Genomic DNA, 12,938 nt, shown 5'->3' with positions numbered 1-12,938 from the left:
GATTATTCTACCTGGGTTACCGTGCTCAGATCTTTTAGCCATTCGTATCTATCTTTATCGGGGGGTGTCATACTCTGATCTCCATCTGTTGTATCCTCAACTTCGTCGCTGTGGATGTCACTTCCAACGACAAAGTCTACGATGTTAGCCTTTTTGCTAGGGTTGGATGGGTCCTTACGTAACGCTCTGCCGATACGCTGAATCGTCGTTCCTCGGGAACGGGGGGCTGTGCATAATACAATATTTTTAACCGATTGGATATCAATCCCCTCAGAAATAGCTCTACTTGTGACAAGAGTCGATAGGCCCCCTTGCGAAAACGATTCTAAATTAGATTCGTCATCCTCACCATAGTATGTGTGGAAATTATCGACGTAATCGAATATTATCTGCTGTACTTCATGGCCAAAATCTTTTGTTTCCACAAAAATGATACAACTCTCTAGGATATCTGGATTCTTATTCAGGTACTCTCGCAGGACAGGGAGTTTTTGATGTGACTCTTTCCGGACCCTAGAAAGCATAATATACAATTGGCTCTGTGGAATTGATGGATTCTGTCTTTTGATACCCGCAAACTTTCGAAATGCTTCCTTCTGCGCCTTCTTATCGTCTTCCGACAGTTCATAGGTGAGCGGGGTATAATCAAATTCACAGAGAATCCCACGGCGAATTGCCGATTCCAACCCAAATTCATAAACTACCGATCCGACCTCATTCTTCAAAAATTCATTCCTGTCTTGATCGTATGGATCAAAAGGTGTCGCGCTTAACCCCAGTCGGTACGGGAAGACATTCAATTCACCACCTAATTGCTCCTGCTTAGTTTCCGCGCCCATGTTATGTACTTCATCACATATCAGAAGCGCACCACTAAGCTTGTTCGTCGTATCCCCGTCAATAGCATCACTAAGATTCGAATAAGAGGTCAGTAGGACATCAACGTGGTCATTATCTGCCGCCAAATAGTTTCCTAATTCCTTCGCCCCACCATATTGACGATATAGAAACATCTCACCTGGTGAAAAGTGTTCTAATAGAGTTTCTCGCCATTGGTTAAGTAGATCGTTGCCGTGTGTTGCGACGACAAGATCCTCAATTTCATCATCTCGAAGAAGGCGGTCAAGGATCTTGAGCGAGGTTCTCGTTTTCCCCGTTCCCGTCGCCATTTCGAGGATGCCAGATTTTGATTCAATAAATGCATCCACTGCCTCCTCTTGGTGTCGCCAACGATATGGACTAGTAAGTTTAGTCTTCTCTCCGGGGTCCTGGTATGGCCGTTCGTCAGAACGGAGTTCCACAATATCTAAATTCACGCTATCCGGGAGATTGAAGCATTGGACTCCAGATTTCTGATTCTCCCAGAGATCATCAAAGCGTTGTTCATGCTGTTGTACTCTAGTTGCGTCCAATTCTGATCGCCACGACGTGAAAATTGAATTTGCCTCATAGTTTGTGAGGCTCTTTCGGCTATCGTTTTGGGAGCCATGGAAGGCTATCTTGTCATCATATTTGTCGGTGACTACTCCCCATTTATCATGGAAATCGCCGGTGAGTTGGCCCTGAGCAACCGCGATCTTGATCTGGAGTAATCCATCGGCGATTAACCAGGCGAGAGTATTTTGCGTGTTTTCCTCCAGATTTGTTTGAAGGTCGTTAACTAACCCTTCCATCTCGGAATAGAGTTCTCCATCACGTTGAGCAGCTTCACCCCGCTTGATTGCTTCCCAATCATCAGTGGCCAGTTTTGGGCTAATGATCCATTTCGCTGTCCCTCCATTATCGGCAAGACCCGCCATCCCAGTAGCAGCTACTTCAAACCAACTGCTGGTAAAGTAGCCAACCGCGCGCTTATACTCAGTCGCCACCTGCAGACATGGGGTATAAAAGTCCTCTATCAGGTCATCTGTAGCAGTTTCCTGCAATAGTGGAAGTTCAATATCCTTTAGCCGAGTAGTGGTTCTGTCCATATTGAGATGTCCGTCTAGGTGGGTACTTAATTCATCGCCGTAGGGTTAAATCCCCTCGTCGAATAACATTTTCTTCTTTAACGCATCATCAATTTCTCCCGAATCATCTTGGGGAGCTGCATCCTCCTCTGATTCATCGAATTCACTGTATCTACTGTCGGAGTTCGATCCTAATCTTATCTCTCTATGGAAATCTTCCTTCGTAGCATCCCCTGGGAGAAGACCCGCCGCCTTGTAGGCGTTAATAAGACTACCAAACTCTTCTTGATATCGTTGGAGGGCATACTCGCTTTGTTCTTTGATTTCGTTTGGACCGGGAAGATGGTCCACCTTCTCTGAGAGCTCAACTAGAGATAGGATCAGGTCGCGTCGTCGTAAATCCGTCTTACCGACTGATTTGCCGTTGGCAGGGGCCCCGCCTTCAGGATCCTCAATTATTGACTCTCCCACCTCAGTTGCCCGAATATATGAATCTTTGTCGCGGTAATAGTATTTCGAGAAATGAAACTCCAGGTACCGATGCACTTCGCTTCCACTTTCCAACCCCCACTGGTCCTTCAATTCGGCGTTTTTCGTCGGTTGTAACCGAACAATATCGCGTAGCCGATTAATCTCTTCCCCATCCAGTTCATGGTTAGGACCAGACTCTTCCGATTTGTTCTGATTTGAGTTTTTATCGAAATTATATCCACCAGTTGAATCGATGTTCGGGTCCGCCAGATCACAAGCATCCTCCCAACTATCAAAGTACTTGGTTACTGTCGTAGCCGATACTCGTCCATGTTTGTTCATCTCGACCGTTGAGGGGCGTCTACCGAGTTGCTCCCAAACTTGCTCGATCTCGTTCAGGAGTTGAGCCTTCCGCTCAATTCCTGCCTCATCGAGAGCTTCGTCCCACGACCCGAATTGCTCAGTATATTGATTGACTGCGTACGCCCCATCCTCCTGCATATCTGTAGCCTTCACTAAGCCATCAGTCTCGTTAGACAGCCGATTGAGTTCACTAATAAGTGCGTCCTTCTCGGGAGTTTCAGACTCCTTCGTGGGATCAGTCTCTTGGTTAGTTCTTGTCTCCTTCCTGTCGAGCTTGTCAACAGCGTTACTCCAGGAGCCAAAGAACTTCGCATACATCGAGGCGCTGTATCGTCCCCGCTCGTTCATAGCTACCGTCGATGGAGTTCGACCGAGTTCGTCCGCGACTCGTTTGAGTTCTGCGAGCAATTGGCCACCTTTATCAACACCAGCTTCTTCGAGAGCGTCGTCCCACGATCCGAATCTGTCGATATATGTCTGACTCTTATATGCGCCTCGTTCGTTCATATCACCCCATCGGGGAACCGTCTCCAACCTTTTGTCGAGGGTTCGAAGTTCGTCAAGCAATTCCTCGTCGGACGGCTGATCTGGGGCATTTCCCTTCTCGCTGCTATTGGCTTGTGATTCGCTAGAGGCGGAGCCGCTTGTACTCGTGTCAGACTCTTTTTTGTCAGCACCGTCGCTGTCGTCGTTATCTTCTTTGCTGACTCCGGCCGCTTCAAGTGTATCTTCCCAAGACCCGAAGTACTGCGTGTATAGCGCTGAAGAGAACTCAGCATTGTCAGCGAAATCAACAGTAGTGGGGGGACGGCCCAGTTCATCTGCGACTCGTTCCAACTCCTTTAGCAGGGCCTTACGCTTGTCATATCCTGCTTCTGCAAGTGCATCGTCCAAGCTTCCGAATTCAGACGTATAGTCGTGTTGAGAGTATTCTGTCTGATCCCGGATATCCTGTGCAAGCGGAATCCGACCAAGATCGTCGTAGAGGTCTTGGAGGGTATCGATCATCTCCTGCCGCTCTTCGTTCTCCTGGGAATTAGTAGCCAGCTCCTCCGAAGCGTCTGCATTGTCACCTGACTTGGCTTCCGTGCCATCCGTCTCTTCGTGAATACTCACGTCATCGGTTCGGGACAGCCCCTCGTCGCTCGCGTCATCCGAATCATTTCTAGTAGTATCAAGTTCCCCAGGAGCAGCTGCCGTTCCTACCCCTTCGCTATGTTCCCACTCATACCCCGCGGCTTCGTAGAGGGCCTGCCAGGAGTCAAAGGTGTCGAGGTACACATCGGCATCGTATTGTCCCTTTGCCAGGAGTACCCCCGGATTCGGGGTATCCCCGATTTTTTCAGCGACACGGTCAAGCTCCCAGAGCAGTGCGTAGGGGGTTGGGGCCTTGTGGTCATCAAGGTCAGATGACTCAAGGCACTCGTCAAGCGTTGTATCCCACGAGCTAAATCGGGTAACGTAGGTTATCGACACATACTCGCCAAGTGCATCTACTTCCTCTTGTGTCGGCTGCCGTCCCAGCCTCATCTTGATATTGCTGAACGATGTCCGGAGAGACTGGTCAAGTATCTGAACACCAACGCTTGCATTGGTAGGAGTTAGCCCGATTGTCGAGATTGCTGAATCAACTGTACCGAAGGCGGACTGATAGGCAGTTATCGGATAGCGACCGTATTCGGCGACCAACTGAGCTGAAAGTTCGTCTCCGAACTGGTGTTGAAGACGGTAGAGGTCGTCCAACAATATTGCCATTTCCCCAAAGCCGGTTTGGAATCGTAGTATAGACTCGAATCGAACTCGGTCAACCTCTATAGTTCGGTAGTACTGAAGACTCGGGACAGTTGATAATAAGTCGTAGCCGACCGCGTTTAGCGTCGGAATCCACCCGTCAAATCGACGAATAGCATTTGCATAGTCAAATTGACCGTGGTCAGCATACTCATCGAGTGTCGGTGGGCGACCAAGCTCTTCACCAACTAGCTGAATGTCGTTGAGAAGCTCTTCGTTCGACGGCAAATCGTCATCGTACTCAAACCCTGCCGCATTATAGATGTCAGCTAATGACTCAAATTTCTCGGAGAATTTCTCCAGAGAAACACTACTATAGTAGAGCAGTTCGATCAGCGTTGGTGCTCGCTCCAGAAATTCACCGAACTGGCTAAGTTCGTCAACGAGGATGCGTCGCGGAGCGTATTCGCTCCCGCGAGTATCGGATTGTTGGATCTCAAATAATTGGTCAAACGCATCATCAAGTGATCCAAACTGCAAATCGTAGTGCTCAGCGTCAAATGAGCCGATTTCTTCGAATCGCTCTCGGGCATCTGATCTACCTTTTCGTTCGACAAGCCAGTGGAGTTCGCGGAGTAGGTCAGTGTGAGATGGTATTTCACCACTTGCATCTGGCGGTTCATCGAGCGGACCCTGAACAGGTCGTCCTGACGGCAGGTCCAGGTCAGACACGGAAAGTGCCTGTTTGAATGAGTCGAAGTGTGATTCGAGCTCCGAAACGGGCAATGATCCGTAACGGTTGAACTCTTGTCGTGATGGTTGATGGCCAAGTTCCTCGCCGACTTGCTGGAGTTCCATCAACAGCCGTTCGGCGAAATCGTCCTGGTCACCTTTGCGGATTCCGGCTTTACTTAAAGCCTCATCCCAGGTCTGAACATCGTCGTAGATTTCGTCAAGCAGATTTGGCGCGCGATCTCGTACGTCGAATGGTAACGGAACCTCCCCTTTCTCCAGGTATAGCTTTCGGAGGCTTTTGATCCAGTTGTACCGATCAGTGTTGACCAATTCGAACCCGGCGGCCTTAATCACGGCTTCAATTGACCCGAAGCAGTCCTCGTAAAGGCGTGGTGGATACGTCGCATATTCCTCAAGATTTTGCCGCATCGGAGTCATGCCCATCTCGTCAGCTACTGATCGTAAATCCTCGCACAAGGCTTCTCGAACATCGAGATTAGCGGCCGCTAAGACATCGTTCCAGGTGCCCAACTGACTACCGTACTGGCTGCCTGAGAATTGGGTTCGATCCATTCCTTCCTGATACGTTGGCGGGCGTCCAAGTGTATTAGCAGCCTCTCGTACGGGGGCGAGGAGTTCTTCTGTAGTGGGGGTATCCAGTTCATCACCTTCGTCACCGTCATCACCTTCTTTGGAGTCGTTTCCGGCTAACCCATTGACCCCTTCGGTTGTGTTAAGCTCAGCTGCTTGGAGTGCACTCTCCCAGTCGCCGAAGTGAGTGAGGAACCGCGCTATCTTGTACCGGCCATGCGTTCGAACATCCTCCTTAGTCGGCTGTCTTTCGACCTTGTCTGCGACGTTCCGGAGATCATTTAGGAGGTCCGATGTCGGATCTAAATCAAGAGAATCGAGCAAATCTTCGTACGATCCGTACCGCTCCTGTAAAGCGGTGGCAGACACGCCGGCCTCAGAAAGTACTTCGTCAGGAGTGGGTGTCCGGCTGTGGCTATTATTGATACGTCGAACTGCGGCCGGAAGTGGTCCAGTCAGCTTACGCTTTGTTTCTAATTGTTCAATGTATTCTTCCGCCTCGTCCTCGGTGAGTAGCCGGTTATCACCAAATTCGGAACAGGGTGCACAAACCGAGACGGGGACCCCTCCGATTTCGATATTAAGGTCAACACCGATGGGCCGACCACAGCCATCGCATTGCCCTTCTGGGGTGCATTCGGCAAATCCGATATTGGCGCTCTGGAGTTCATCGAAATACTCCTTTACAGTCTCGGCAGCAGCTTCGAGATTAGTTTTTGCCTGCTTCGGGTCACTCGTCCTTTCGGATGCCGCTTCGGCACTACGTGCTCTTTCAAGACGATCCCGCAACCTCCGATGAACTTCGGTAGGAGTTGTCGCAAAGTCCCGAACTCGCAACTCTGAGCGTACAGAATTGATATCACTTTCTCCTAGGATAGCATTCAGTTCAACCATTTCGTCAAGATCATCTAGACAGTCATAGGCCTCCTTGTACTTGGCACCCGCTTCGTTGATATCGCCTTTTTTAAATGCGGCGTCCCCGTCTTCGATGGCCCCTTGGACGTCTTTGAGCACCGACTGAATAGTGCGGTTAGCAGAGAGACGGTCAGTCAGCGAGTCAATCTCTGCGTCAAGATCTGCTAGATCAGCGTCGCGCGTAATTAGCTCTCGCCATTCACTGGCTACGCCGAAGAATTCCCGTGCTGTATCTATCTGATCAGCGGCTTGCGTCAGGTTGCCATCGCTTAGTGCCTCCTTTGCGTCGGCGATGTGCTTTCGCGTCTTCGACTCGTAGACATTGGTGATTTGTTCGCGGATAAAATCAAGTAACGAATCCCTGTTGGCGACATTTGCACCGTAGAACCGATACTCCTGATCTACAGTCTCGACGAGGAGTACGGGTTTCGACCGAAGTGGTGACCCAACATCTGTTATATCAACCGCATCAATCTCATCGTACCCAATTTCGCCCGTGATATCGCCATCGCTCGCGCCGACCGCATAGAGAATCCTATCACTCGTCACAGCTGTAATCGCGCGGTAGTCATCAAGAGAGTCTCGTTGGGGGTGCCCATCGATGGTCGGGGCTTTCTTCGCTGAGGCGAATAGGTAGTGAGGTACCTCGTTCGCGGACAAAAGTTCATAAAACGGACTGTCAGAGAGATATCCCGTGGTAAATAGCCCTCCCTCCCCTTGGCCAGAAAGCAGTTGACGGTCTATCTGCCCTTCTGCTTGCGAAATAACGCGTTCGATATCCATACCTGAGTTGTCAATAGATCCCATCAGGTCTGTTCCTCAAGTAGCATAGTAATCATGAAACTGTATTAAACGCTTTCCGAAAGCACTATTCCGGTCAGAGATGACGAGATAGTTCTTGGTGCCCTTCGTATATTAATTGTCTCGTTGTACCGAAATTGGTGCCTCCATTTTATTTAGTTGGAGAGATATTTTCCGGCGTGATACATGGCTACTGAAGGGGTTCCTCGGATAGAGATGGATGACGGCCGCGCTTACGTAACTGATGTTGAGATTACGGATTCGACGGTCGTTGATTATCTCCAGCAGTTTGACGATGATCGGGAGCGGGAGGATGCCTTCGTCAGAGCGCTGCGTGTCGGTGTAACGACGCTGGATCTCGCGGAAACGTCTCAGCAGGAGGAGTACGTCGAGCGGAAGTTCACTGAGATGCAGCGAGATCTCCAAGAGGAAATTGACCGGATCGAGGACGAGGTTGAAGAGAAGTTTGGCGACGATGGTCACGTCCCCCAGATTTTCGAGGATCATCTCGGTCAGGATGGGCATCTCAAGCAGCACATTGAGGACGCGTTCAGCGAAGACGGGCCGTTTACCGAGCGCCTCGATGAAGAGCTCGGTGAGGACGGCGAACGCATTCAGAAGGCGCTGGATCCCGATACGGAGGGAACACCGACGTACCGGCTCAAGCGGACGTTGCAGGATCAGATTCAAGACCTTCGTGATAAAATCGAGGAGCAAGCGACCGCTGAGGAGACGGAGGAAGAGATCCGGCAGCGGACCACGCTGAAGGGCGACGACTTCGAAGACACCGTCGAGAACATACTCTCGAACCTTGTGTACAACACGAGTAACGAAGTCGAGTACACCGGCGACACGATTGGTGAGATCAGTGGCCGGAAAGTCGGGGACTTCGTCATCACGCTCAACGATACTGGTCAGCGAATCGTCGTCGAAGCGAAAAGCGACAGCGGGTACTCACAGCGCGGTATCAAGGAGGAACTCGCTGACGCCGTGGAGAACCGTGACGCCGATTACGGGATCATCGTCTTCGAGTGCGAGTCCTACATCCCGAACAAGGTCGGGTACTTCCACGAGTTCGATTCCGAGCGGCTCTCCGTTGCCCTCAAAGAAACCGAGGACGACGACGTCGAACCGGGCTTCCTTCGAATCGCGTACAACTGGGCGCGGACACGAGCGGTTCAAGGGTACGTCGATTCGGGCACCGCGTTCGATCCGGAAGCCATTCAGAATGCCGTGAGTGAGGTGAGCGATTCGATTGACCGGTTCAGTACGATTCGGAAGAAGACCACCTCAATCAGGAAGACGGCCAACGAGATCGACGAGGAACTAGAGGAGATCGAGGGGGAGGTAAAATCGGAACTGACGGATATTCGCACCGAAATTCAGACTGCAGAGTAACCGGCAGACTCCCTGTCTACCCCTGTGATTTTTCTCCTGGCAACGTAGTGATTCACTCACACAGGAATGACGGGGATTGCCATTATAACAGCTGGACGGGAGGACGCCTATCAGGATTATCTGCAGTCCGTGAAGGAAGGGCATGACCCGGCAGAGTTTGAAGAGTACCTTTCTGACACCGAAGTTGAGGCCGTTACTGATTCAGAGACGGAGAAAGTGCATCTGTGGGGAACGTCAGTTGACTCGAAGTGGCAGTTCGTGGAGGGTGGGGACATTGCGTTAATCTACCGAGATGGGAGGTACATCGCGCAGGCGACGGTTGTGCGGACACGTGAAGATCTTGACCTGGCTGAGCACCTCTGGCGTACTGAGGGGAACCCGTGGGATCCTGAAAGTCCGTGGCGGTATTTGGTGTTCTTGACTGGGGTGGAGGAGATTGATGTGGACGTTGAGTCGTTCAACGAACTCGCGGGGTACCAAGACAATTATATTCCGCAGGGGTTCAGTCGTGTGTCGGATTCGCGTATCCGCGACATAGAGGATGCGTATGAGTCCGTTGAAACCGCGGTTAATGAGTTGACAGGGAGCGGTGTCCGGGTTCATGAGTTCGATGAGGAGCCGTCGCAGGAGGAATCTGAAGAGGTACAAGAACTAGATCTGGGAGAGCGTATTGTTGCGGCGAGTCGGGATGGTGACCAATATGAGGAGTTGGAAGAACTGGTCGCCAAGGCGTTCTCTCGGTTAGGGTTTGAAGCGCGATGGATTGAAGGCGGAGATGATACGGACGTTGAAATCACGGCTCCAATTCACGCAGTCATCGAGGTAAAGGCACGAAGTAGTGGGACGTTGGCCTCGCCGGATGCAACACGGATACAGGGGCATAAAGAGCGGCACTCGGCCGACCAGGCGATTGTTGTTGCGCCTGGCTTCACTCCGGCGGCAATTGAAGATGCGGACCGACAAGGGATTGTCCTCCTTGCGACCGATCACCTCCAGGCGCTCTTAGAACGGCGTGATACCTATGGGATTCCACCGGAAGCACTCTCGGCATATCTCACCGAACCGGGGGCGTTCCAAGATGACCGGCTTGATCAGATCGATGATGAACTCCGGACTCGCCTTGGCGGTACTGAGGACTTGTTGGCCGTGATGGAAGCGCTTCAACGAGCAGATCCAGAAGAAGGAACCGCCAACCGACTCCGCTTGATTTTGAAGGGCATGTACAGTGAGGAACGAGTTCCGGAGCAGCACGTCATTGAACAGTCACTCAACCTATTAGCTCACCCGAGTATCCAACTAGCGGAGTACAAAGAGGGACAGTACCAGCCGACAACAACCAAGGAGAATGCAGAAGTCCTGCTCCGACGGTTCGGGAATCTCATCACCGAGGTGAGTAAGTCAGGCGAAGAGTGAGTCAGTCAGATCCCGACTGCTTGATGTAGCGCCCACTCGTTCGATAGAACCTCGTCCTTGTCGTCGGTCCCACCTTCTGTGAGCAGTCCAATATGCCGGAGGTGGTATTTGAACTGAAAGTGGATTCCCGATTTGTACACCGCCGAATCGGTAAGCACTGATTCATCGATGTCACCATCGGCGGTGAGCACGTCTTCGCGCCTGGATTGGGTGATGAATACTTCTACGGCGAGTGGTTGGTTGATACGGCAGGCTTCTCGGACGACGGCGTCGATAGTAGCGGGTTTGATGCCGCGTTGGTGGAGGCGTTCGAGGGCTTCGATGATGAGTTGCGTGGGCTCGTACTGGATGGCGACTGAGCGGGCGAGTTGCGCCCACCGGGGTGCGAGGTCGGTGAACGGTGTGGATCGGCCTTTCCAAGAGGCGAATTCGTCGAGTGCAGTATCGACGGTTCCGTGTTGAGTGCGGGCGAAGCGGACGACCTCAGCACCGAGGTGCGTGAGTGTCTCTCCACCGGGCTGATTGTCGACGAGACCGAGGAGGATTGCACCGCGGCGGCCGCCTGAGACGCTGTTGATCACGTGCTCGGAGTAGATGTCAGCTGTGTCACCATCTGCGGCGAGGGCGAGTGCATAGCCGAGGTAGTTCTTCGGGTGGTTGACTGGGAAACTGCCTTCGGTGAGTTGGTGCGTTGTGGCTTGGAAGCGGATCGCGTCAATGGTGGTGGAGAAGTCGCCGACGCCGGTGACGCGAGCGGGTTCGATGAGCGTTGCGTCGTGCGGGTTTTCGACGCCGATGACGCCGATGTTGAGGTCGCGGGCCAGTGCGCGTGCCTGGTCGGTGATGCTCTGGATGGGGGCAGCGACGTACCCGATGTTGACTTCGGATAGGTGGCCGTGTGCCTGGTTGATTCCGGTTCGGACGTCGGCGGCACTCGGGTCGTTGTTGTGGCCTTTCGCTTCGATTACCGTGACTGGGGTTGTTGCGGCGTCGGCGTTCAGGACTTCGAGAGCGGGCATTCCGACGCCGAGGAGGTCAGGTTCCCCGTCTGTGAGGCGAATCGTGTTGTACGGCGCGAGGCGTCGGCGCAGATCGTCAGGGATCTCCCACCCGCCCCACGATAGTTTCGTGAACTGCGTTTCCGTGACAGCGTAGTGTTCTTGATTATCGTCGAGATCAGGGTAGAGGGTGTCTTTGGCGGCAGCGAGAACGGCGGGTTCGGTGAGCGTAGCTGCCATTACTACAACCTTTCTCAACCTGTCGTCATTAAACTGGGGCGTGCGGGACGATACTCGACCCGAGCACAGATACTGATCCGAGTGCAGAACGGTGGGAGGGGCGCTACTCGTCGTTCGGGTCGTAGATCTTCCGGATCCACGCGCCTTGGGCGAGCTTCAACTGTATCTCCTCTCCTTCTGGCCAGAGGTTGTCGAAGCCGCCGAAGACGTAGCCACACCCTTCGTTGAGAGTGATGTCGTCGTTGAAGACGACGCAGGGGCGTTGGACGTCGCCACGGTCGCTGTTGCCGAGCATGACTTTCTGGTAAGGGGTGTGGCTGTTGAGGTCGATGGTGTAGTTGACGAACGCTTTCGTTTTGACGAATCCGTTGGTGCCGTCGAACTCGTCGATGTGGAGGAACGGGGGGCTGCTCATCGGTGATTACCTCCGCGGATGACGGTGACTTGTCCGCAGGTTTGGACGGCGGGTTGTGGTTCTCCGCATGTTGGGCAGCGCGTGTCTGTGATCGGGTCTACGAGGTCGTCGCAGGCGTCGCACATCACGAGGCCGGTTGTGTCGAGGCGACCGTCGTTGATGAGGACGGTTCGGAGCCAGCCGTCGCGGACGAGCATGAGTGCGTCGACGGGTTCGTAGAGCCGGGCGTGGCTGCAGCGGGCTGCTGGGGCTTCGACAGGTTTGGCGGCGCGCCAGGCGGCTTCGAGCGGGCGGTCCGTGCGGAAGCGTTCGTGCCAGCGGTCGCGGGCGTGCTGTTTGATCGGCGGAAGATACGTCTGGTCGAGGTTGGTGTAGCTGGACATTGGTCGAAGGAGTCGCGTGTGGTGCGTCGTCGTCTGAGTGCCAGTGGCTACCTATGGGATGTATCTGCGCTGGCCAGTGTTGCCACTGGGCGCGTTGATACGTATTGGTGAGGAGACCCTGCGAGGTGAGGCTTCGAGAGGGATGGAACTCTCTGGGGAAGTGTCGAAGGGTCTCTAAGGGGCGTCGCTGGCTAACGACGAGAAGCGATGCGTGAACCTCGCGCGTACGGTGGAGTGTACACCGAAGCGGTTGGCTGGGTCGAAGCCTCGAAGCTCGCGTGCGTAATGGAGTACCCCTTCGTAGCTGAAACAGAGTCTTCGTGAACTGGCCACTTCTGAAGAGGGGTTACGAAGGTGCCAAGTTGGGTACCCTGCTTGACGAAGGGGGCGAACTTCGCGCGTTAATTGGCAGCCGGGCCGTCGCTCCGCCTTATGGCGGAACCGACGACCGACGACCCTCATCCCGCATATTGTCGCAGGGAATACTTAAAAGAAAATGCCCTTCGATCATTTCAAATTCATATATGATTCCTCT

Annotated in this window: 7 protein-coding genes; 2 read left to right on the top strand and 5 right to left on the bottom strand. The window is 52.9% G+C overall.

Going from position 1 to position 12,938, the window contains the following annotated elements; genetic code table 11:
- Positions 1-2: 2 nt before the first annotated feature.
- The gene (locus tag NO345_RS11525; RefSeq protein WP_256299312.1) at positions 3-1,970 is read right to left on the bottom strand and encodes a DEAD/DEAH box helicase family protein; all 1,968 of its coding nucleotides are present in this window, start codon (positions 1,968-1,970) and stop codon (positions 3-5) included.
- Positions 1,971-2,015: 45 nt separating this feature from the next.
- On the bottom strand, positions 2,016-7,538 hold the full coding sequence (locus NO345_RS11520; protein ID WP_256299311.1) for a DUF5797 family protein: 5,523 nt from the start codon (positions 7,536-7,538) through the stop codon (positions 2,016-2,018).
- Positions 7,539-7,742: 204 nt separating this feature from the next.
- Between NO345_RS11520 and NO345_RS11515 the strand changes: the two genes are divergently transcribed.
- The gene (locus tag NO345_RS11515; RefSeq protein WP_256299310.1) at positions 7,743-8,954 is read left to right on the top strand and encodes a hypothetical protein; all 1,212 of its coding nucleotides are present in this window, start codon (positions 7,743-7,745) and stop codon (positions 8,952-8,954) included.
- A gap of 66 nt (positions 8,955-9,020) precedes the next feature.
- A complete protein-coding gene (locus tag NO345_RS11510) occupies positions 9,021-10,367 on the top strand; it encodes a restriction endonuclease (protein ID WP_256299308.1) in 1,347 nt (448 codons plus the stop codon).
- Positions 10,368-10,372: 5 nt separating this feature from the next.
- On the opposite strand, the gene NO345_RS11505 is transcribed toward NO345_RS11510, so the two are convergent.
- The 3 genes from NO345_RS11505 to NO345_RS11495 form a co-directional block, all read right to left on the bottom strand.
- Entirely contained in the window at positions 10,373-11,605 is a 1,233-nt protein-coding gene (locus NO345_RS11505) for a hypothetical protein (RefSeq protein ID WP_256299306.1), read from the bottom strand.
- Positions 11,606-11,708: 103 nt separating this feature from the next.
- Entirely contained in the window at positions 11,709-12,020 is a 312-nt protein-coding gene (locus NO345_RS11500) for a hypothetical protein (protein WP_256299304.1), read from the bottom strand.
- The gene (locus tag NO345_RS11495) at positions 12,017-12,403 is read right to left on the bottom strand and encodes a DUF8122 domain-containing protein (protein WP_256299302.1); all 387 of its coding nucleotides are present in this window, start codon (positions 12,401-12,403) and stop codon (positions 12,017-12,019) included. Before NO345_RS11495 ends, NO345_RS11500 begins: the two co-directional genes overlap by 4 nt.
- Between the last annotated feature and the right edge of the window lie 535 nt (positions 12,404-12,938).

The organism is Haloarchaeobius salinus, assembly GCF_024464185.1.
GTDB lineage: Archaea > Halobacteriota > Halobacteria > Halobacteriales > Natrialbaceae > Haloarchaeobius > Haloarchaeobius salinus.
Note: the sequence above shows the minus strand (reverse complement) of the source record. Positions and strands in the feature narration are given on the sequence as shown.